Origin of the sequence: Muribaculum sp. (assembly GCF_029051885.1) — a bacterium.
Classification (GTDB): domain Bacteria; phylum Bacteroidota; class Bacteroidia; order Bacteroidales; family Muribaculaceae; genus Muribaculum.
In genome coordinates this window covers 1-24,256 of the sequence record NZ_JAIDKI010000227.1, presented here as the reverse complement: position 1 = coordinate 24,256, position 24,256 = coordinate 1, and the positions used below count along the sequence as shown (strand labels likewise).

Genomic DNA, 24,256 nt, shown 5'->3' with positions numbered 1-24,256 from the left:
CCTCATCACAAGCGAAAATATGCTCGACGATTGACCGCCCTGACGGTAACATTTATTATTAAACAAGCTCTTAGTATATTATTATACGTAAATAAATCCTCTCGGCGGAAATATAAAATAATCTTAACGACTTATTTAGACATATGCGCATCGCTATCTACGGCAACACTTATCAGGAGAGACATATCGGAGAGCTTGTCCACTTCTTCGACGCTCTATGCCGCCAGAATGTGTGGGTCGAGGTCGAAGAATCGTTCTACAGATATCTGTGCGGGGTGCTTCCCTCGCCCCCCGTGGTCAACGATATAATCCGCGGCTCCGACTTCAATGCGGCCATAGCCATCAGTATCGGCGGCGACGGCACGTTTCTGCACACGGCACAGTGGGTAGGCGACAAGCAGATACCCATACTCGGCATCAACACTGGCCATCTGGGATATCTCGCGGCAACACACATGAAAGACGCCGACGAATGGATAGAGCGCCTTTTAAAGGGAGATTACGATATAGAGACGCGCACCCTCATCGAGGTGGAGGCCGACTGTCACCTTGCCGAGGAGATATGGCCGTATGCGCTCAACGAAGTGGCGGTGCTCAAACAGGACACCTCGTCGATGATAGAGATGAAGGCGCGCATCAACGGCACGCCGCTGGCCGTATATCTGGCCGACGGACTGATTGTGTCGACACCAACCGGCTCAACCGGCTACAATCTCTCGGTAGGCGGCCCGATTCTGGAGCCGTCGGCTCCCGTGTGGGCAGTATCGCCTATCGCGGCCCACTCGCTCACGATGCGTCCGCTGGTGGTACGCGACGACAGTGTGATAGCGATTACCACATGCTCGCGCTCCGGGGCCTACCGCCTCAGCCTCGACGGGCGGTTTCTGTCGCTCCCGGCCGAGAGCACGGTGACTCTGCGCAAGGCACCGTTTGCCACACGCGTGATAAAGCGTCCGGGCCATCACTTTACCGACACCCTGCGCGACAAACTGATGTGGGGTCTCGACACAAGATAACATGAAAACTGATAATAAGTAAGTCGTAAAAATTATTACGTATATGTCATGAAATCAACAGCAATGGCTGTCGCCATGGCCATGACGGTATGCGCCGTAGCCACAGGCTCGGAGCCTATAAAAATGGTCGATATTCCGGCAGGATATTTTTACATGGGGAGCCGCGCCCTCGGCGAGGATTTCGACGAAGGGCCGGTGCATAAGGTGACGCTGACCCGCCCGATGCGCATGAGCGCCACAGAAATCACCAATGCCCAGTATGAGGAATTCTTCCCGGAACACCGTGCCCTACGCGGCAAAAACGGAGTGTCGGCTGATGATAATGATGCCGTGGTCAACGTAAGCTATCACGATGCTCTGGAATTCTGTAAGAAACTGGGCCAACGCGAAGGCCGCATCTACCGGCTCCCCACCGAAGCCGAATGGGAGTACGCATGCCGCGGAGGCACATATACATTATATAATACCGGCGACTGGTTTCCCGACTCATGCCACAAGGCGCAGCGTGTGGCGCGCGATTTCGACCCCGTGTCGCTGCGTGTCGGGCAATTCGCTCCCAATGCGTTCGGGCTGTATGACATGCATGGCAACGTCGAGGAGTGGTGTATGGACTACTACGGGCCATATACCGCAGACGACGCAACCGACCCATGCGGTCCGGCGCAAGGAGAATACCGTGTAACGCGCGGAGGCAGCCACCATACGCCTGTGAAGTATCTGCGAAGCGCCAACCGCAGCGCCATGCTGCCCGACGACCGCCACTCCCAGACGGGATTCCGCATAGTGGAGTCGGACGCAACGCTCCAGCCATCAGGAGAGGCATGGAGCGTGCCGACTGTGCGCCATGACATATCGGGCGAAAAATTTACATGGGATACTCCGTCGGATACCCCCTTGTACATACCTCCGATACCGTTTGTCATCGCACCGCAGTGTGGCAGCCATGTGCCCTTTTACCGCCACAACCATCAGCCGGCAGTTACATGGTGTGACAACGGCGACCTGCTGGCCATATGGTTTTCGGCCAACGAGGAGAACGGCCGCGAGGTTACAGTGCTGTCGTCGCGGCTTAAGGCCGGGAGCGGCGAGTGGGAGGAGGCGCGCGAATTCTTCCGTGTGCCCGACCGCAACCTTACCGGCAGTTCGCTGCTCAACGACGGCAACGGCACACTGCTCCACATCAACGGCATGGAGGCATCGGGCGACTGGCAGAACCTCGCCATGACCGCACGCCGCAGTCATGACAACGGCGCGACATGGTCGGCGCCGGAAATCATCGCTCCCGAACATACACGCCGCCACCAGGTAATAGCCGGCCCGTCGATAACCGCCGAAGGATGGATAATCCAGGCATGCGACGCCGGACCGGGCGGACACGACGGTACAGCACTCCACATAAGCCGCGACGGCGGACACACATGGGAAGACCCCTGGGACGGTGCCCCCCTGCCCGACTTCCGCGAAGGCGCCACAGGGAGCACCATCGCCGGTATCCATGCCGGAACGGTACAGCTTGCCGACGGCTCGCTGATGGCTCTCGGCCGTGGCAACAGCATAACAGGCAGCGACGGCAGGCCCCGCATGCCGATGAGCATATCGCACGACATGGGACGCACATGGACCTACCATGCCTCTCAGCTACCTCCAATCGACGGAGGCCAGCGCCTGGTGCTCCGCCGCCTCAACGAGGGTCCGCTGCTGCTCGTGTCGTTCACCGACCATCCGCAGCGCACTCCTGAGGCTGAGCGCGGAATGGAATTCACGATGCCCGACGGTAGCCGGACGACAGGCTATGGAATGTATGCGGCAGTGTCGTTCGACGAAGGGCGCACATGGCCCGTACGCAGGCTTGTCACCGACTCCGTGCCGCGATTTCTCGACGGTGGAGCATGGACCGGATTTTTTGAATCAGACTCCACCCATGCCGAACCGCGCGGATACCTCTGCGCCACGCAGACGCCCGACGGCGTAATCCATCTGCTCAGCTCAAGGCTCCACTACCGGTTCAATCTGGCATGGCTCCTCGAGGCAATGCAATGACAGAGCATACATCAGCTCTCTTCAACACTGCGCATCCAGTCATTGTCGCTAATGGCATCTTCTACCAGACCTGTACCTCCTTCCGCTCCGTATTCCTCACCATGCTGCGATATGTCGAGACCGACCTCCTCGCTATGGCGTGACACTCGCAACGGAATCACCTTGTTTGTAATCCAATAAAGAAGGTAACTGACGGCAAACGTGTAGACAAACACCATGATCAGCACTATGATATGATTCCAGAAAAATTCCATACGCGATATCATGTCAGGTTCCTGGGAAGCAAAGAAATCATAGGCGAAATAACCGGTAAGCACTGTGCCGAGTATTCCACCCAGACCATGTGTAGGGAATACGTCAAGAGCATCGTCGAGCATATGGCTGTACCCCTTCCACGACACCGCAAGATTGCAGCATATGGTAATCAGGAGAGATATGAATACACTCTGTCCGACGGTAACCCATCCGGCACAAGGTGTAATGGCCACCAGCCCCACGACAGCGCCTATTGCAGCACCCATGGCAGAAGGTTTGCGTCCGCGTAGAGCGTCAAATGCCACCCATGTGACCATAGCCGTCGCAGCGGCGGTGTTTGTATTCAGGAACGCCGAGATGGCTATCCCGTCGGCGGCAAGCGAACTGCCGCCGTTGAATCCGAACCACCCGAGCCACAGTAAAGCCGCGCCGAGAAGCACAAACGGCACATTGGCCGGCTTGGCCGCATCCTGCGATGGTGTGCGGCGACCCAGGAATATAGCTCCGGCAAGAGCGGCGATGCCCGAGGCGGCATGCACCACTATGCCTCCGGCAAAATCGTGGACATGCATCATGGCAAACAATCCGTCGGGATGCCATGTACAATGAGCAAGCGGACAATATACAACGACTATCCACAATACCATGAAGAGCAGATAGCCGGAAAAGTGCACACGCTCAGCAAACGATCCCGTAATAAGAGACGGTGTGATAATGGCGAACTTCATCTGAAACAGAGCGAAAAGGGCCAAAGGTATGGTGGTCGTGGCCATGCCAATCTGCGACAATAGCGGGGAGTCAGGCTCCGTTACGTTGCTGACACCTACATTATTAAACATAAAGAAGTCACAAGGATTGCCGATAACATGGCCTATATCGTTGCCGAATGCGAGACCAAAGCCAAACACAACCCATATCACACTCACAAATCCCATCACGATGAAACTCTGAAGCATCGTGGAGATTACATTCTTCACCCGTACCATGCCTCCATAGAAAAACGATAGCCCGGGAGTCATCATAAGTACAAAGATAGTAGCCGTTATCATCCATGCCACATTCGCAAAAAGATGATTGTTGGGCATGTTGAACGAACCGGCACCCGAAGTATCAACCACCCCTACTATACCGATTACAAGCAACAAAACGAACACTGACAGCCATCCATAGCTGATTTTACGTCCTTTAACAGTCATAATGCAACAAATTTATTTTAGAGAATCATAGCACAATACCACCGCTCATAAGAATGCAGTAGCATTATTCCATAAACAACGCCACAAAATAAGCAAATAGAAACCAATCCACCAAATATTTTAGCAAAAATATATTCACCAAATATTGCTTAGATTTTTTTAAAATCATATAAACGGGCAAGTGCAGGATTTTCGTAACTTTGCATGACTATGCATGATGCCAGAGAGAAAAGCGATGCCACCGTACGCCCTTACGCCGGCGCAGGCTTAATGTATGCGGAAGTGATACTGCCTCTGCCGCTTGGAGTCACGTTTACCTACCGCATCCCTCAGGAACTTGAAGGGAAAGTAAGCATCGGCAGCCGGATTATCGTACCGTTCGGACGCAAAAAGCTGTATACAGCCATCGTATGCGGCCTTTCGCCCATCGCGCCGGAAGATATGCAGATAAAGGATGTAATGACTGTACTCGACCCATGGCCTATCGTGCGCCATCCGCAACTGCGCCTGTGGGAATGGATCAGCGAATACTATCTGTGCAGCATCGGCGATGTGATGAAAGCGGCCCTTCCGGCCGGTCTGAAAGTCGAGAGCGAAACCTTTGTCGAGGTCAATCCCGACTATGAGGAGGACACCTCGGCGCGTCTGACCGAGACCGAAGCCATATTGCTACAGACTGTCGACCACCACGGCCGCATCTCTGTGGCCGACCTTGAAAACCGCACGGGTATCACAAGAGCTACACAGACTGTGGCACGCCTCGTAGAGCGCGGCGCACTGATGATATCGGAAAAACTCGTAGAGCGTTACCGCGCCAAGCGCGAGACCATCGTAAGCCTGTCGTCGCCTCACGACGACACCGACGCCATGCACCGCGCGTTTGACTCGGTACGCGGCGCACCAAAACAGGAACAGCTGCTCATAGCGCTCATCGACATGCTCAACAAGAGGCGCCACGAAGGGCGCGAGCCGGAGGTGCTGCGGTCAGACCTGCTGACCGCCACCGGACTGAGCACCGCAATCGTATCGGCATTGTCGGCCAAAGGGATTATCCGCATCACCACACGCGAAGTCAACCGTTTCGGATTTACCGGCGTGGCTACGGGAACATTGCCTACACTCACCGACCACCAGGCCGAGGCCCTCGACCGCATACACCTCGGATTTCTGAAACGCGATGTGGTATTGCTCCATGGAGTCACGTCGAGCGGAAAGACCGAACTCTACATACATCTTATAGATTTCGTGCTGCGCAAGGGTGAGCAGGCACTGTATCTTGTGCCGGAAATCGCACTCACCACCCAGCTTACCCGCAGGCTTCAGAAAGTATTCGGCGACAAGGTGGTGATATACCACTCCAAATTTTCCGACAACGAGCGCGTAGACATATGGAAGAAACTGCTCCACGACAATTCGCCCTGTGTGGTAATCGGCGCACGCTCGTCGCTCTTCCTCCCCTACTCGCGCCTCGGCATAGTGATAGTCGACGAAGAGCACGAGTCGAGCTACAAGCAGTATGACCCCGCGCCGCGCTACAATGCCCGCGACACCGCCATAGTGCTCGCATCGATGCATGGCGCCAAGACACTGCTCGGGAGCGCCACCCCTGCTGTCGAGACATACTACAAGGCAACCTCCGGCCGCTACGGACTGGTCGAGCTGACCGAGCGCTACGAAGGCGCCTGCCTGCCGGATATCGAGATTATCGACATGCTCGACGAGAAAAAACGCGGACGCTCCACAGGCTCGCCGCTATCCATGCGCCTGCTCCGGCTCACACGTGAGACGGTAGGCCACGGACGCCAGGCCATACTGTTTCACAACCGCCGCGGATTTGCGCCGGTAGTGATGTGCAAGCAGTGTGCATACGTGCCTAAATGCCAGTACTGCGATGTGTCGCTCACCTACCACCGGCGCCAGGACGAGATGGTGTGCCACTACTGCGGAGCCACCTACAAGCTACCCACCATATGCCCGTCGTGCAAGGAGCCGGCCATAGAGGTGTTCGGCTACGGAACCGAACGTCTCGAGGATATCGCCGACGGAGCTTTCGGCGATGCCAAGGTACTGCGCATGGACCTCGACACCACGCGCAACAAGGACGGATACGACAGGATTATCACCGACTTCTCGGCCGGAAAGGCACAGATACTTGTCGGGACACAGATGGTGACAAAGGGGCTCGACTTCGCCGGAGTGAGCCTCGTAGGAGTGCTCAACGCCGACACCCTCATCAACTTTCCCGACTTCCGCTCGGCCGAACGCGCATTCAACATGCTCGAGCAGGTAGCCGGACGCGCCGGCCGACGCGACGACATGCCCGGCCGGGTGGTAGTGCAGACCACTCGCCCCGACCATCCTGTAATCAACTTCCTGCGCGAGCATGACTACAAGGGCTTCTATGCCCACGAGATTGAAGAGCGCCGGCTCTACAACTATCCGCCGTTCACACGCGTAATCAATATCTACCTGAAGCACCGCGACCTCAGCGTTGTGGCCGATGCGTCGGTGCGCTATACCAAGCGCTTGCAGGAGCTGTTCGGCAACCGTGTGTTCGGCCCCGAAGAGCCGCATGTAAGCCGCATACAGTCGCTCTACATCCGCAAGATAATGCTCAAGATAGAGACCGGAGCATCCATGCGCAAAGTGAAAAGCATACTCCGCAGCGTCTACGAGGAATTCATGGTCGAGAAATCCCTCCGCTCCATGATAGTATACTACGACGTCGACCCCAACTAAACAGTCGCCTCTGCCACTGATTTACGAGAAACCGTGGCAGAGGCGATAAAATTATCTATACAGTTGTAAGGATTGGGAATCAGCGGGCGGATTCGTGGATTTTGGCGGTGACGAGGCGGTTGAAGTCAGCGGCTTCGATTAAGGCCTCGGCAGTGAGATGCATGCGGTAGCGCCAGTAGTGGCGAGGATTGGCAGGGATATTTATCAGCTCCTCGCGCGGGTCCTGACGACGCAGTTCGCCCGACATCGACAGCCAGTCCTGAAGAGGGAATATGGCGAGCATCGAAGGCGACTTGAGATTGAGCGCCAGTATCTTCTCGCATATCCACGGCTCGGCATATATCGGTGCCGCACCCTGCTCTCCAAGCACTTCGTTGAAATACCGCTGTGTCACCTCGCGGTCTTCTTCCCACCACTGGCGTATGCCTCCCATGTCGTGGGTAGAGGTGGTGCACACCGACAGATAGGGATATCCCCAGGTGTTGCCGAATTTGGCGTTAGGGTCCTTAGGCATACGCTGTATCTCAAGCGACAGCATCTGCAGGCGGTCCATCACTGCGGGCACACAGTCGGGAATCATACCGAGATCCTCGGCGCAGGTAAGCATCGACGTAGCGTCGAGCAGCGGAGGTAGCTTCCACATGGCTTTGCCATACCAGAAATCATTGTGGCGTCGATAGTAGAAGTCATTGTACAGACGGTTGAAGCACCACTTCTCGTAGTCGGTAAGCGAGCGGTATACATATGTGTTCTGCGCGGCGATACGCGGGTGATACTTGCCCTTCTCATAGGGGTCTTCGATGAACAATACCTCATCAATCAGTCCGAGCAGCGCATTGCAGATACGGCTGTTCTTTTCATTCTTCTCCTCCGATGCAAAGTAGTCGGCCACCTTGCGCTGGGTGTCAAACTCGGGGCGCAGGGTGTAGCGGCCATATCCGGCGTCGAGCAGGAACCGCTTGCGGGCCTCGTCGGTATACTCTCCGAAGAAATCGTAGAGGAAGTAGTCGCAGATAAACGGCTTGGTCTGCATCTCCACATTAATCCAGAAATCATAGCTGTGGCGCAGCTCGTCGGGAGTGAAAGGCATGGCGGGGTTGAATATGCCGAGCAGACCGTGGACTGCATCCATCGGTATCTGCCATATGCGGAAGAATCCCAGCACATGGTCGATACGGTAGGCGTCGAAATAATCGGCCATCTTGCGGAAGCGCGCCTTCCACCATGCAAATCCGTCGCGGGCCATCTCCTCCCAGTTGTAGGTAGGAAATCCCCAGTTCTGACCAAGCACCGAGAAGTCATCCGGCGGCGCACCGGCCTGGCAGTCCATATTGTAGAGTCGCGGATTTATCCATGCGTCGGCGCTGTCGCGCGATATGCCGATAGGTATGTCGCCCTTGAATGCCACCCCCTTTGAACGTGCATAATCATGGACGGCACGCATCTGCCGGTCAAGGTGATACTGCACGTAGCACACGAAGTCGATATCATCCTTGTGCACGGCCATAAACTCCTCGACCATAGCGGCATCGTATACTGCATACTTGCCCCATTTGCTGAAATCGGGAGTGCCGTTGATATCGCGCAGCACACAGAATGCGGCATACGGACGCAGCCACTCGCCGTTGGCGCGGCAGAACTCACCGAACGACTCGCTGTCGAGCGTATCACGCCCCTGTTCGGCAAAAATCTCGCGCATGTATTCGTTCTTGGCGTTGTTGACGCGCTCGTATTCCACCGTCGGGCTTGCGTTAAGCTCGCGGCGAAGGTCTTCGTAATACTGCATGCGCGCAGGGTCGCTCAGTCGGCCGAGCTGCTCGAGGCGCATATACATAGGATGCAGCGCGAAAGTAGAGCAGGCGTTGTAGGGGTAAGAGTCGGTCCACGTATGGGTCATCGTGGTATCGTTGATAGGCAGAATCTGGAGGAACTTCTGACCTGTGGCCACAGCCCAGTCGACCATCTTCATCAGGTCGAAGAAATCGCCCACACCGAAGTCCTCCTCAGTGCGTACGGAGAATGTAGGTATGGCCACACCGGCGCAACGCCATGCCGGGCGCGAGTTGACCATACGCTGTCCGAGCACCAGCAGCGCATCATGCTTATGGGCGGGCACAATGTTCATCACCCGGTTGTCGCCACCCTCCCAGGCCTTCAGTTCATGAGTCACACGGTCGAGAATCACAAACTTGTATCTGAACGGGAGCGACACCTCGCGCAGGTCGATGCTTACCCTCCAGCGGGGGAAATCGTGGTCATTCATTATGATGGCATCGGCCGGATTCCAGGCTCCGAGGGTGTCATCATCGCCGCATATAGCCACAACTTCATCAGAAGCCACCATAGGGGCCTCGACATCGATAGTGACGGTACCGCCGGCAACGGGCAACTGCACGTCGCGGTTGTCGCGGCGGTTCATGCATTCGGTAAATACCGAAGAGTAGTACGATTTGTCGGCGGGCTGGTCGCTCCAGTGGTCGTAAATCTCATATCCGGGTATATCAAGCCCGGGCACAAAGCGGTGTGGCGCACCCCATTCACGGCGTACATAACCGTTGTCGTGGCGCACGATGTAGCTGTATTCAAACTCTCCGGTATCGTCAGGAAGGTCTATTTCAAATGTCCAGCGGCCCACTCCGTCCATTTTGAGTTTGCGGGCAGCCTCTTCATTTCCGCCTCCGAGAGCCGGACATGTCCCTACTATGTAGAGCCACTCGCCCCAGCTGGTGCGGTAGTCGATGTTGAAGTTTAGTTTCATGCTATCTTGGTTATTCGGTTTCGTTCTATCTTCAGAATCATGAATAATTGCAAAGAGATACAACTTTGTATCCTTAAATAATACATAATCGCGGGTAAAGTTAATGAAAAAACGCGAATTAACGCGTCTATGATAAAAATATCAGAGTTGTAGCATGAGAATTACAGCCAACCCGGTATAAAATACATTCCACCCGTCAGACGGCCAAGTTGATTAACCGTCAAATATTTGTATCTTTGCACCGAAATCAATTTCTGACCCGATGAAATACATTATCACATTAATTCTAGCTGTAATTGGAATGTCTGTAAGAATCGCCGCCGCAGTCGAGCAGAGTCTTTCTCTGATACCTCAGCCACAAGAGGTAAAGTGGACCGGCAAAAAAGCCATACTCCCGAAAGATACCGTGCCTGTAATTAAAATAGCAGCCGGAACAATCGCGGGAAACGATTCGCCTGAAGCATACAGAATCACAATAACTCCGAAACGCATATCAATAGATGCCAACAGCGACCAAGGCGTGGTATGGGCCCGACAGACATTGAGACAGCTCAGATATCAGGATGGGACATATCCTCAAGTGCAGATTGTCGATGCACCTGAATTTCCTATACGTGGATTTATGTATGACGACGGGCGCAACTTTGCCGGTATCGAACGCATCAAAAGCTATATCGACTTGATGTCGGCCTATAAACTCAACGTATTCCAGTGGCATCTGACCGACAAACCTGCCTGGCGCATAGAAAGCAAGGCATACCCGCGGCTCAACGATGGAAAATTCCAGCGTCCGGGCCGTGACCAGGGCATGTTCTACACATACGATGAAATACGCGATGTAATTGAATATGCGCGCCTGAGAGGCATAACCGTCATCCCCGAAATAGACATGCCCGGCCACAGCGATTACTTCCAGACAACATTCGGAATACCGATGGACAGCCGGGAAGGCATGAAGATACTTGAAGAGTGTATTGACGAATTCTGCCGGGAGATTCCGGCTGCATCGTGTCCGTATATACATATCGGGTCAGATGAAGTACGCATCAACGATGCCGAGGGATTCATGAGATGGTCGCAAGATGTAGTCAGCCGGAACGGACGTCGTGCGCTTGTATGGGATCCGGGACTTCCAGCCGACAGCCTGACCATACGACAGTTCTGGAGAGAGGGTCGGCCCGACAAACTGGAATACCCCAAAGGAGTACCATTTGTTGATTCAGGAATGGGATACCTCAACAACTATGACCCTCTGCTCACACCGTTCAAGATATATTTCCACCCATTGTGCGGCACCGGAACTTCCGACCAGCACCGGCTTGGCGGTATCCTATGCCTGTGGAATGATGTGCGTGTGGCCGACAAAAACCTGACCGCGATACACAGCGGTCTGCCCGGCGGCATAATGGCATTCAGCGAAAGCGCATGGTGTGGGGGCGACAGGGCCACATGCGACATCGGCACATACGGCACAATCATACCCCCGCATGACGATGCCGGCATGAAAGGGTTTGAGGAGCTGCAGAAGCGTATGGCCAACCACAAAGAGCGTTTCCTAGGGAAAGAAATGTCATACTGGACACCGATACATGCATCGACATGGCAGGTGGAGATAACAGGCGATTCCGTCAGCCGGGAATTCACGGCATACGGTGATGTGCTTGACCTCGACGCTCTGTGTGCGTCTCATGGCATACCAGCAGATACACCTGTCACATGCCGCCTGAGCCGGAACATAGTAAGCGACACCGATACGGTACGTTACTTTAAAATAGGATTTGAAGCTCCTGCCAGATCCAACCGCAACTCCGACGGTATTGCCGAACATGGGAAATGGCCGAACTTCGGTGAGGTGACTGTAAACGGCGTTCCCGTAGCTCCTCCACTATGGAAAGAGCCGGGTGCCTACCGTTACCATTACCATACCTGGGCGAGACTCGAAGAGGAACTTCCATATACCGACGAACAATTATACTGGATGCGCGACCCTATACCGGTCACTATTAATAAAGGTAACAATACAGTAGCTCTCACCCTGCGCCGACATTTCAAAGGACAACATTTCCAGGCCGCATTCATTGAAGCGCCTATGTAATGTCATTGACAATCAAAATAAACCGACATGTCGCCTATAAGACATATTTCTAACCGTACAAAGGGGTACATATGCGCCGCAGTCGCGGCATGTACCTATGGTATCAACCCGTTGCTTGCCCTCCCGCTCTATGCCCGCGGGATGAACGCCGACAGTGTGCTTTTCTTCCGCTATGGATTTGCAGGACTGATGCTATGGGGGCTGATGCTGATGATGCACAAGTCGCTACGCCTGCCACGCCGACAGATTCCTATGATGATTGTGGCGGCAGTGCTGATGGCATTGTCATCGCTGCTGCTGTTTGAGGCCTACAATTATATGGATGTCGGGATAGCCTCCACACTGCTGTTTGTATACCCTGTGATGGTAGCCATAATCAACACCATATTCTACCGCGAGCGCCTCTCGATAGTCACCATATCGGCAATAGCGATGGCCACCGCCGGCATCATGCTGCTGTATCAGGGCGACGGCACTGCCACGCTCAATGTCACCGGCACTGTGCTTGTGTTGCTTGCAGCGCTGTCATATTCCATATATATGGTGGCCGTCAACCGCACGAGTCTCTGTAAGATAGATTCCATGGTGCTGACATTCTATTCCGTAGGCATCGGTATAGTGGTATTCATCGCCGGCATGACCTGGAACGGATTCACTCCCGTGACCGGCGCACTGGGATGGACATGCGTGCTGTCGTTGGCACTGTTCCCGACAATAATATCGCTGATTACAATGGTAATCGCCATCCACAACATAGGCTCGACTCCGACAGCCATACTTGGCGCGCTTGAGCCTGTGACCGCCCTCATAATCGGAGTGTGTGTGTTCGACGAACGTCTGAGCTTCGGAGCCTGCATCGGAATAGTGCTTGTAGTAGGGTCTGTCACCATGCTTATAGCCGCACGTCCGGCCGCACGTCTGGTAAAACAGTTTATCCACTCCCACCACTTCCATATCCCTCTCCACCACAACCATACCGAAAAATGATACCGCCACCGTATATGGCTCGGTGGAAAACGTACCAAAAAGTAGAGATATTCGGAGGGAATTAGTTAAATTTGCAAAGTAACACACCCCAAACTCCACCCTACAGAAACGATGGAAGCAACCAAGCGCCGCCTTCTGCTCATAATCAACCCTATATCCGGACTCGGAAGCAAAGAGACTTTCGAGCCTCTCGTACGTAAGAACCTCGAGCCGATAGGCTATGATATAAAGACTGTATATACCTGTGCACGCGGCGACGCCACACGCCTCGCCCGTCAGGCTGTGAAAGAAGGATATTACGGAGTACTGGCTGCCGGAGGCGACGGTACGGTAAACGAAACCGCCCGCGCGCTTTGCCATACCGACACAATACTCGGCATAATCCCCTGCGGATCGGGCAACGGACTGGCCCGACATCTGGGCATACCTATCGACCCGATTTCGGCCGTGCGTATCATAGCCGAAGGCCATGTGACGGAGAGCGACTTCGGCGCTGTCAACGGCAGGCCGTTCTTCTGCACCTTCGGCGTAGGCTTCGATGCCGCCGTAAGTTCCAACTTTGCCCGCCAGCACCGCCGCGGCCCACTTACATATATAAGAAGTACGATTGAGGAATACATAAAATTTCATCCTCAGGTATATACCGTAAGCGCCAACGGACATGTACTTACCGAAAAAGCATTTCTAATAGCTGTGTGCAACGCCTCACAGTACGGCAACAACGCCTACATAGCTCCACGCGCGTCGATTACCGACGGAGAGCTCGACATAACCATCATACATGCCGGCAATCCGCTCGACACGGCGATGGTGGGCATGGACCTGTTTACAGGATATATCAACAAGAACACACTGATACATTCGTTCCGCGCGCCGGCGGCTGTAATCTACCGTCAGCAGACCGGCCCGGCACATCTCGACGGCGAGCCCCTGACAATCGACGACACGATGGAGATAAAATGCCATCCGGCCGGACTGAGGATTTTTACGCCCGAACAGGAGGTAGTGTTCCGTCCGCTGATTACTCCGATAGAAAATGCCGCAAGAGACATCGCATGTTCTGTAACACGGCTTTTTAACAGAAAATAAGCATCAAAAAAGCGCAAATTCCCCCGGAAAATGCGCTTTTTGATTTTTTTTGCCGGATTTTTTGCATATGCGGCGAAAAAATTGTAACATTGTGAAATCAAAATATAGTATACACTGCAATAGGGTATAATCTCTCATCCCCTCAATGCTCTCCATCCTAAAACAGAGTACGCTGAAAATCTATAACCATACCACTACCGATTGTATATATTCTCTGTACTCCTTGACTTTAGAAATCTAAAACTAAAATTCTAACCATATCACCAAATGAGTTATCTTAAATTTGATAAAAACCTCATGATTAACTTGGAGCAGTCGCTCAACAAAGAGATGCTCCGTACGAATCAAGCCGGCGCTTATCACTGCTCATCGATTGTAGGGTGCAACACCCGCAAGCAGCATGGTCTGCTGGTGATTCCGATTCCCGAGCTTGGCAACAAGAACTTTGTGATGCTGTCGTCGCTCGACGAAACGGTAATCCAGCATGGTGCGCCATTCAATCTCGGACTACACCGCTATCAGGGTGGTGTATACAGTCCCAACGGACACAAGTATATCCGCGAATACGACTGTGAGACTGTGCCCCGCACCACATACCGTGTAGGAGGTGTGATTCTTACAAAAGAGGCTGTATTTATCTCGCAGGAAAACCGTATCCTCATCCGATACACTCTTGTCGACGCCCACTCCGACACCACGCTCCAGTTCCGCCCGTTCCTCGCATTCCGCGAAGCCAACGACCTGGTAGTGCAGAACAACCGTCTCAACCAGGACTTCACCGAGGTGGACAATGGCGTAGGCTTCTGCCTGTATCCCGGATTCCCGACACTGTACATGCAGTTCAACCACAAAGCAAAGTGGGTGAGCAATCCCAACTGGTACAACGGCATCGAATACGTCAAGGACCTCGAGCGCGGCATCCCCTACACCGAGGACCTCTGGGTGCCCGGCTACTTTGAGATACCCATCAAGAAAGGCGAGTCGATTATCTTCTCGGCTGGAACAAGCGAGGTAAAACACCGCTCGCTCACCAAGCTGTATGAAGCCGAAATAGCAGGACGCACACGCCGCACATCGTTCTACAACTGCCTGAAGAACGCGGCCAAGCAGTTCTATATAAAGGAAGGTAAGGAGATGTACCTGACCTCGGGATATCCCTGGGGCTCAATCCGTGCCCGCGATACATTCATGGCACTGCCAGGCTGTACGCTTGCCATTGACCATCTTGACGATTTCCATGCAATCATGGACACTATCCTCAAGGCGCTCAACAACTATATCGACAATGAAATGCTCGACGAGCGTATCCACGGCATAGACCTTCCAGATATACCTCTGTGGTGTATATGGGCCATACAGCAGTATGCCCGCTACCAGGGCATCGAGGCTGCCAGAAAAGAGTATCTGCCCGAAGTGGCGCGCATACTCGACTGGATTATTGCCGGCGGACATCCCAACCTCGCCGTAGAGACCAACGGACTGGTAGGCACTACCGGCACCAACACCCCGGTATCGTGGATGAATGCCACCACCAACGGCTGGCCGCTGATACCGCGCACCGGACTGCTGGTTGAATTCAATGCGCTGTGGTACAACGCACTGATGTTTGCCACCGCACTTGCCGCCGACGTACCCGGCTATGAGAAACGCCGCGACGAATGGACCACACTTGCCGACGAGGCTAAGCCCGCATTCATCGACACATTCCTCAACGAGCACGGATATCTCTACGATTATGTCAACGGCACATACGCCGACCCGTCGGTACGCCCGAATATGGCTGTGGCAATCGGACTTGACTATTCACCGCTCGACCGTCGCCAGCGCAAGGGTGTGCTCGACGTCGTGACACGCGAACTGTTGACTCCCAAGGGACTGCGCACGCTGTCGCCCAAGAGCTACGGCTATCGCCCGTTCTACGTAGGCTCGCCTCAGGAACGCGAACAGGCCTACCACAACGGCCCCGCCCGCCCATGGCTCATAGGTGCCTACGCCGATGCCTATCTTAAAGTATACGGCCATTCGGGTGTAGGATATATCGACCGCATGCTCATTGGCTTTGAGGACGAGATGAGCCAGAACTGCATCGGTACCGTATCGCAGATGTACGACGGCAACCCGCCATACAGCGGCCACGGAGCGATATCCCAGGTGTCCAACGTAGCCGAAGTGCTCCGCACTCTCCGCACTCTCAAAAAGTTAAACATGTAATCCCCTCTGCCAATGAAAGCATTAATGTTCGGGTGGGAATTCCCCCCTCATATCCTCGGCGGTCTGGGCACTGCCAGCTATGGCCTCACCAAAGGCATGTGGGAGTGCGGTGACATGGATATCACCTTTGTCATCCCCAAACCATGGGGCGACGAAGACCGCTCATTCGCCAAGATAATCGGCGCGTCGCAGGTGCCTGTAGGATGGCGCGACGTAAGCCGCGAATATGTAGAAAGCCGTATCGGCAACGTGATGGACCCCGACGAATACTTCCGTCTGCGCGACCATATCTATGCCGACTTCAACTATATGCGCCTCAACGACCTGGGCTGTATAGAATTTTCCGGACGCTATCCCGACAACCTCCTGGAGGAAATTAACAACTACTCGATATGCGCCGGTGTAATCGCACGTACCGAGGAATTTGACGTAATCCACTCCCACGACTGGCTCACATATCCCGCGGGCATACATGCCAAGCAGGTGACCGGCAAGCCTATGGTAATCCACGTGCATGCTACCGACTTTGACCGCTCGCGCGGCAATGTGAACCCGACCGTGTTCAACATCGAGCGCGACGGCATGCTCCACGCCGACCATATCATCACGGTAAGTAATCTTACCCGCGCCACGGTAATCGACAAATACGGCATCGACCCTGCCAAGGTGACCACCGTACACAACGCCGTGACACCCCTCAGCGATGAGCTGCTCAATGTGAATCCGCCACGCAGCAAGGAGAAGGTTGTGACATTCCTCGGCCGTATCACCATGCAGAAAGGTCCGGAATATTTCGTGGAAGCCGCAGCAAAAGTACTGCGCAACAATCCGCAGGTGCGCTTTGTGATGGCAGGCAGCGGCGACATGATGGACAAGATGATTGATCTCGCCGCAGCCCGCGGTATCGCCGACCGCTTCCATTTCCCCGGATTCCAGAAAGGAAAGCAGGTATATGAAATGCTGAAAGCAAGCGATGTCTATATTATGCCCTCAGTGTCAGAGCCGTTTGGAATATCGCCTCTTGAGGCTATGCAGATGGGCGTGCCGTCGATTATCTCGAAACAGAGCGGATGCGCCGAAATCCTGACCAATGTGATAAAGACTGACTATTGGGATATTGACGCCAGGGCCGACGCTATCAACGCTATCGTAAGCTACCCCGCCATGCACGACCAGCTCAAAGAGGACGGCCTCGCCGAAGTAAACCAGATTACATGGGACAAGGCGGGACAGAAGGTCATCAATATCTACAATCAGGTGCTCCACCGCAACTAAACAGAGAATCAATAACAATACCATAGAATAAATTAAAAATACAATATAGGCTTATGAAAGCTATCTGCTTCTATTTCCAGATCCATCAGCCCTTCCGTCTAAAACGCTACCGCTTCTTCGATATCGGCAACGACCACTACTACGACGACGAGTTCACCAACGAGGACATCCTCTCGCGCATAGCACACCGCAGCTATATCCCCGCCGCCGAGTCGCTGCTGCGCATGATTGAGGAGAGCAAGGGCAAATTCCGCTGCGCCATATCACTCACAGGCGTGGTAATCGAGCAGCTCGAAATCTACGTGCCCGAGTTCCTCGACCTGCTTAAGAAACTGGCCGACACCGGATGTGTGGAATTCCTGGCCGAGACCTATTCCCACTCTCTGGCATCGCTCATCGACCCCGAAGAGTTTGAGGCACAGGTAAAAGCCCACGACCAGCTCATATACGAGAAGTTTGGCCAGCATCCCAAAGTGCTGCGCAACACCGAGCTTATCTACTGCGACGAGATGGCTCCGATGATTCATTCGATGGGATACAAAGGCGTGATTACCGAAGGTGCAAAGCACATCCTCGGATGGAAATCGCCCAACTATGTATACCAGGCTGCTTCATGCCCCAAGCTCAAGCTGCTGCTTAAGAACGACAAACTGTCGGACGACATCGCACGCAACTTCTCCAATACATCATGGGAGGCATATCCCCTTACAGCCGACAAATATATCGACTGGATTGCATCGACTCCCGCCGACGAGCAGGTTGTAAACCTCTTCATGAACCTGGAGACATTCGGCGACTTCCAGCCGCGCGAAACAGGCATATTCCACTTCCTTGAGGCTCTGCCTCGCTTTGCTGCCGAACGCGGTGTAGAATTCATCACTCCATCCGACGCCATCAGCAAGCTCAAACCGGTAGCCGACCTGAGCGTACTCCACCCCATATCATGGGCCGACGAAGCTCGCGACACCTCGGCATGGCTCGGCAACAAGCTACAGAACGAGGCATTCAACAAACTCTACTCTGTGGCCGAACGCGTACGTCTCTGTACCGACCGCCGACTCAAGCAGGACTGGAACCACCTCCAGTCGTCCGACCATTTCTTCTACATGTCGACAAAGCACTTCAACGACGGTGCCGCACATGCGATGTTCTCGCCATACGAGACTCCGTACCAGGCATTCACCAACTATATGAATGTATTGGCCGACTTCCTCGTACGCGTCGACGAGCAGTATCCCAAGTCAATCGACAATGAAGAGCTCAACGCCCTGCTCTCGACTATCAACAACCAGAATTCGGAAATCGAGATGCTCAACAAGGAGCTTCAGTCGATGCGCAACAACCTCGAGCACCTCAACGAGGAGCACGCTACCCGCGCCGCTGTAGCCCAGGGCAAGAAACTCGACGAGAATCTCCAGGTAGAAGATGACAAGGCCGCTCAGAAAAAATGCACCACCCGCAAATGCGGAAAAAAGGCTGCCGAGAAAGCACCGAAAGCTGAAAAGAAACCTCGTGCTTCCAAGAAAGCTGCAAACGACGCAGCCGACGAGCCCAAAGCGTAAGCAAGAAAATCTACATTAATCAAAAATTACATACAGGTGTGCCGCTGATTTAAGCGACACACCTGTTTTTTGCTTAAAATAGAATGGTTTTGATGGAATAATTTCAATAATTTGTCAAAATTTTGTTAAATATGCCATTTTTAGCCCCGATATTTTTGCTATTAACAAAACTATCCTTAACTTTGTCTCAGTTTTTCATGGTATTAGATTTAAGGTAAAAAGATTATTCGTCGTGATGACGAGTAATTTTTTTATTTTATACAGATATCACCAATAAGTAATGGCAACAAAAGCCTGACATTCAACTCTAAGCCTATGACACCCCGCCATATCGAACTGCTCGCTCCGGCACGCACAACCGCCATAGCACGCGCCGCCATTGACTGCGGAGCCGACGCTGTATATATAGGAGCCGACCGTTTCGGAGCACGAGTGGCAGCCGCCAATACTGTCGACGACATTGCCCGGCTGTGCGACTATGCCCACCGATTCCGTGTGCGCATCTACGCCACCCTCAATACATTGATATATGAAGACGAGCTACACCAGGCCGAACAGCTTGCCACAAGACTGTGGAAAGCCGGAGTCGACGCACTCATCGTACAGGATATGGCGATGCTCCGGCTCGACCTGCCGCCTATAGCCCTGCATGCATCCACACAATGCGACATACGCACACCGGAAAAAGCACGTTTTCTGGCCGGACTCGGATTCAGCCAGCTGGTGCTACCGCGTGAGCTGACTCTCGACGAGATAAGGGAGATACACGATGCCGTGCCCGACACTCCGCTCGAAGCGTTTGTACACGGCGCGCTATGCGTGAGCTACAGCGGCGACTGCCAGGCGAGCTATGCCGCGGGAGGCCGCAGCGCCAACCGAGGAGAGTGCGCACAGATATGCCGCCTGCCATTCTCACTGACCGACGGCAACGGAACCACCGTAGGCAATGTGCCGCGACATTACCTGTCGTTGCGCGACCTGCGCAGAGCCGAGGCGATGCTGCCTATGATTGAGGCCGGCGTGTCATCGTTTAAAATCGAGGGACGCCTGAAGGACGAATCGTATGTGAAAAATGTTACAGCCTACTACCGGCAGGCCATCGACAGGATTCTCGTCGATAATCAGGGTAGCTACATGCGCAGTTCGGCAGGAGAAAGCTCCATACCGTTCACGCCGTCGCTCGAAAAGAGCTTCAACCGCGGCTTTACATCATATTTTCTCACCTCCGGACGCCCGGATATGAAAATGGCCTCCATGCTCACACCTAAATCGCAAGGAGAAAATGTAGGCAAGGTAAAAAGCGTGAAGCACGACGGCTCGATAATCGCAACACTCCACACCCCGCTCGCCAATGGCGACGGACTCGGATATTTCGACCCGACGGGCAGGTTTACCGGTTTCAGAGTGAACCGCGCCGAAGGCTCTCGCATATTTCCGGCAACGAGAGTATCGCCGCGCACAGGCACGGTGCTATACCGCAACAGCGACATGGAGTTTGAGCGCGAGAGTTCACGACAGGCAACAAGGACACTTCAGGTCGACATGGAGTTGCGCGCAGTCGGCACCGACGGAATAGCGCTCGAGCTGACCGATGCACGCGGCATCAACATCACTACAGCCATGTATGGTATCGGCCGTGACATGGCACGCACTCCTCAGACAGATGCCCAGCAGCGCGTACTGTCAAAACTCGGAGGCACTATCTACAAGGCCGGAAAAATCGACAACGCCCCTACCGCAGATATATTCATACCGGCATCGGCTCTGACCACGCTGCGGAGAGACGCATTCGCTCTGCTCGACCGCACCGCAGCAATCACTTACCGACGCGACATGCGACGCAAAGAGAATCCTGATACAACGTGGACCGCAGGCCGGTCTCTCTCTCGCCACGACAACGTGGCAAACTCTCTTGCCGAGCAGGTGTACCGCGAGCATGGAGTAACCGGAAAAATCGAACCGGCAGCCGAGACAACCCCCCGCATGGAAGAGAATCCTACGGTAATGACCACGCGCTATTGCGTAAGGCGCGAGCTCGGAGCATGCCTCCGCACCCCCGGAGGCGCGTCACTGAAGGGCCCGCTCACGCTGACTGCCGACATTGCGGGCGACCGCAGGCTCACATTGCGGCTCGACTTCGACTGTGCGGCATGCCGCATGAAGGTAGTGAAGATATGATATGACAAAGGCCGTCGGAGAGCGTTTTTCCGACGGCCTTATTATTGATAATATTCAATACGATTCATTCAGCGTCCATCCAGAGCAAAGCGGCGGGTGACTGACTCCGGCACTTCAGGCAGATAGTGGGTGACATAGACCAATGTCGGAGAGTCGCGTCGCGCTATCTCGTTGACTACGGCACGCACAGCACGCTTGCGCGCGGCATCAAGCCCATGGAGCGGCTCGTCGAATATAAGCAGGTCGGGATGCTTGATGAAAGTCCTTGCAATCAATACAAGGCGCTGCATGCCGGCCGAGAGATTGCGGTAAGGCATGTCGGCGAACCCTTCAAGATGAAACAGGCTCAGCCAACGCATCGCCTCCTCGCGGGCCGAGGAGGAAACCGACCCGAAATTACCTATTGTATCGCGCAGACCCTGCGCCACTACCTCGGCCACAGTACCGCCCGAACGGAAATACAGATGCATCTCAGGCGACACATAGCCTATACGCCTCTTTATGTCCCAGATACTCTCCCCCGAACCTCTGCGCTTGTCAAATATCGTGATATCGTTGGAGTAGGCCTGTGGATTGTCGGCAAATATCAGGCTCAGCAACAGCGATTTGCCTGAGCCGTTGGGACCGGACAATGCCCAGCACTCTCCTCTCCTTACAGTCCAGTCGACATGCTCGAGCACAACTGCTGAGCCATATGCCACACGGCAGTCGCGCAGAGCGAACGTAATGTCATGGGGTGTCACCTCCCTCTGTCGAAAAGGTATGGCCGCGAGATCCACAGCATAGTCCATCATAGACCATGCTGTCTCTCTCATAGCAGTGACCGCATCACCATCCTGTGCATATATAGGATTGCCGAGCTCCATACCGTCAATCGGAAGTAACATATCGGTGAAGTCGGGTATTTCGACCGGATTACACAAAAGCAATATGACCGATGTGCCTGCCTGAGCCACCTCGCGGAGGGTGTCATTGAACACATCGCGCGACACAGCGTCGAGTCCTATATACGGATTGTCGAGCACGAGCAGTTCGGGAGCGTCGAGCAAGGCATTGACGAGCAACAGCTTGCGGAGCTCCCCGCTCGACAGGTAGTTGACCTTCTTCTCTACTGTGTGCTCCAGTGAAAAACGTGATGCAAGCTCACTCCATCGAGGCATCGCCATACGCGCTCCCAGCAGGTCGCCCACAGTAGGCACGTCGTCGTTCATCGTCGCCTCAAGTCGCTGCTGATAATATTCGGTATGGAATCCGGCGAGCGAGTGTATGTCACCGAATTCAATCATCTTTACCGAAGGCTTCTGCCCTCGCGGCGCTGTGATGCGGTTGGTAGTGATGTTCCACCCCTTTGCTATAATATTTCCAAGCGTAGACTTACCCGAGCCGTTGGGACCGAACACTACGGTCACTCCCTCGGGTATGACCACTTGGGCGGGCACAGTTATCTTCTGCATCCGCCATGTAAGCGTCGGGGAGCAGAGAGTGAAAAGTTCTTTCATCATCAGGCGGCTTTCTGTATATCACCGTCCTGCTACCGACGCGATATACTCGTGCATCTCGGGGGTATGGGCGTCGACACTGTGGAGCAGCTTGAGCTGGGCACGTGTGCGCACAAGGTTATGCTCGGGATACTGTATCTTATAATAAGTGTCGCCGTTGATATAGTCGGCCAGGAACCGTACTGCCTGCATGTAGGGGAACATGGCTGCGGCATAAGGCAGATTCTCAATCTCTACCGGTGTGAGAAACGAGCCGGCTCCGGCAAGATAGCCATCGGTGAACGCACGGAATATATCCATGTCAAACTCTACCCGGTCGAGGTCACGGTCATCCTCATCGCCCTTGTTGGCTCCTGTACGCAGGAAGTCGCCATAGTCGCTGAACACGTAGCTTGGCATTACCGTATCGAGATCAATCACACACAGCATGCGGCCATCCTCGTCAAACATCATGTTGTTGACCTTTGTGTCACAGTGGCATATGCGTTTGGGCAGACGGCCCTCACGATGAAGCCTCTCGGCAAGACACATCTCGTCGGCACGGCTCTCGATTTCGTCAATAAGGTCGCGCACACCTGCCACACGTCCCTTGGGATCGCTTGCCACAGCCTCGCGCAACTGGCTAAGACGAAGTTCCATATTATGGAAATCAGGGATGCTTTCTTTCAGGTCGGCATCGATGTCGACAAGCATCGACTGAAATTCGCCGAAAGCCTTTCCGGCAAACCGCGACGACTCGGGTGTGACAGCCTCGAGAGTATGCGCTCCGGGGATGAACACCATCATGCGCCAATAGCTTTCTCCGTCATGATAATATGTCTTGCCACCCTCCTTCAGCGCAATAAAGCGGAGCACCTTGCGGTCGATATCGTCGGCACCGGCCTCCTGGAGTTTACGACGTATGTGAGCAGTAACTGCCTCGATGTTTCCCTGCAATACATCCACATCAGTGAAAATGTGATGATTGATACGCTGCAGAACATAATCGGGCGCATCGGCCTCTGACGTACGCACCACATAAGTATCGTTTATCAGACCGTTGCCGAGCGCTTTCACACTCTCCACGGTACCAACTGTGGCAAATTTCGCCACTATTTCATTGAAGTCAGTCATAGTTGAAAAGTTATTATCCACAAATTTAATCATTTTTACATATAAATCCCACCATACTTTTCATTAATTGGCGTTAAAACGCTATATTTGCAACAACCCCGATAGGAACTTTAATGAAAAATATATCCATAAACATCAATCCCCGGACTCCAATAAATCACGCTTGATTTAGAGCTTGTTTAATAATAAATGTTACCGTCAGGGCGGTCAATCGTCGAGCATATTTTCGCTTGTGATGAGGGA

General features: G+C 53.9%; 14 protein-coding genes. 10 read left to right on the top strand and 4 right to left on the bottom strand.

The window, feature by feature from the left end:
- Positions 1-143 precede the first annotated feature (143 nt).
- Both K2I50_RS09290 and K2I50_RS09285 read left to right on the top strand, forming a co-directional pair.
- A complete protein-coding gene (locus K2I50_RS09290) occupies positions 144-1,016 on the top strand; it encodes an NAD kinase (protein ID WP_301026040.1) in 873 nt (290 codons plus the stop codon).
- A 48-nt stretch (positions 1,017-1,064) separates the two neighbouring features.
- A complete protein-coding gene (locus K2I50_RS09285; RefSeq protein ID WP_526022975.1) occupies positions 1,065-3,056 on the top strand; it encodes an SUMF1/EgtB/PvdO family nonheme iron enzyme in 1,992 nt (663 codons plus the stop codon).
- Positions 3,057-3,067: 11 nt separating this feature from the next.
- Here K2I50_RS09285 and K2I50_RS09280 read toward each other — a convergent pair whose 3' ends face one another.
- Positions 3,068-4,507 carry an ammonium transporter gene (locus K2I50_RS09280; RefSeq protein ID WP_301026039.1) on the bottom strand — a complete coding sequence of 480 codons (1,440 nt, stop codon included), beginning with the start codon at positions 4,505-4,507 and terminating at the stop codon, positions 3,068-3,070.
- Positions 4,508-4,717: 210 nt separating this feature from the next.
- Between K2I50_RS09280 and priA the strand changes: the two genes are divergently transcribed.
- Complete coding sequence (gene priA / locus K2I50_RS09275; RefSeq protein WP_301026038.1) at positions 4,718-7,246, top strand: replication restart helicase PriA; 2,529 nt, start codon at positions 4,718-4,720, stop codon at positions 7,244-7,246.
- A 79-nt stretch (positions 7,247-7,325) separates the two neighbouring features.
- On the opposite strand, the gene K2I50_RS09270 is transcribed toward priA, so the two are convergent.
- A complete protein-coding gene (locus K2I50_RS09270; RefSeq protein ID WP_301026037.1) occupies positions 7,326-10,004 on the bottom strand; it encodes a 4-alpha-glucanotransferase in 2,679 nt (892 codons plus the stop codon).
- Positions 10,005-10,305: 301 nt separating this feature from the next.
- On the opposite strand from K2I50_RS09270, the gene K2I50_RS09265 reads away from it, so the two are divergent.
- From K2I50_RS09265 to K2I50_RS09235, 7 genes are all read left to right on the top strand, one after another.
- Positions 10,306-12,099 (top strand): family 20 glycosylhydrolase, encoded by a 1,794-nt coding sequence (locus K2I50_RS09265; protein ID WP_301026036.1) that lies wholly within the window; start codon positions 10,306-10,308, stop codon positions 12,097-12,099.
- Between the two features lie 27 nt (positions 12,100-12,126).
- Complete coding sequence (locus tag K2I50_RS09260) at positions 12,127-13,086, top strand: DMT family transporter (protein WP_301026035.1); 960 nt, start codon at positions 12,127-12,129, stop codon at positions 13,084-13,086.
- 111 nt (positions 13,087-13,197) lie between these two features.
- Complete coding sequence (locus K2I50_RS09255; RefSeq protein WP_301026034.1) at positions 13,198-14,175, top strand: diacylglycerol/lipid kinase family protein; 978 nt, start codon at positions 13,198-13,200, stop codon at positions 14,173-14,175.
- Between the two features lie 267 nt (positions 14,176-14,442).
- On the top strand, positions 14,443-16,386 hold the full coding sequence (locus K2I50_RS09250; RefSeq protein ID WP_301026033.1) for a glycogen debranching enzyme N-terminal domain-containing protein: 1,944 nt from the start codon (positions 14,443-14,445) through the stop codon (positions 16,384-16,386).
- Between the two features lie 12 nt (positions 16,387-16,398).
- Complete coding sequence (locus K2I50_RS09245; protein ID WP_301026032.1) at positions 16,399-17,661, top strand: glycosyltransferase; 1,263 nt, start codon at positions 16,399-16,401, stop codon at positions 17,659-17,661.
- Positions 17,662-17,714: 53 nt separating this feature from the next.
- Positions 17,715-19,223, top strand: a complete 1,509-nt coding sequence (locus K2I50_RS09240; protein ID WP_301026031.1) for a glycoside hydrolase family 57 protein — start codon at positions 17,715-17,717, stop codon at positions 19,221-19,223.
- Positions 19,224-19,538: 315 nt separating this feature from the next.
- Positions 19,539-21,401: a peptidase U32 family protein gene (locus tag K2I50_RS09235; protein WP_301026030.1), complete on the top strand. Its 1,863-nt coding sequence runs from the start codon at positions 19,539-19,541 to the stop codon at positions 21,399-21,401.
- 68 nt (positions 21,402-21,469) lie between these two features.
- On the opposite strand, the gene K2I50_RS09230 is transcribed toward K2I50_RS09235, so the two are convergent.
- Positions 21,470-22,903: an ATP-binding cassette domain-containing protein gene (locus K2I50_RS09230; protein WP_301026029.1), complete on the bottom strand. Its 1,434-nt coding sequence runs from the start codon at positions 22,901-22,903 to the stop codon at positions 21,470-21,472.
- An 18-nt stretch (positions 22,904-22,921) separates the two neighbouring features.
- Entirely contained in the window at positions 22,922-24,013 is a 1,092-nt protein-coding gene (locus K2I50_RS09225; protein ID WP_301026028.1) for a phosphotransferase enzyme family protein, read from the bottom strand.
- Positions 24,014-24,256 lie beyond the last annotated feature (243 nt).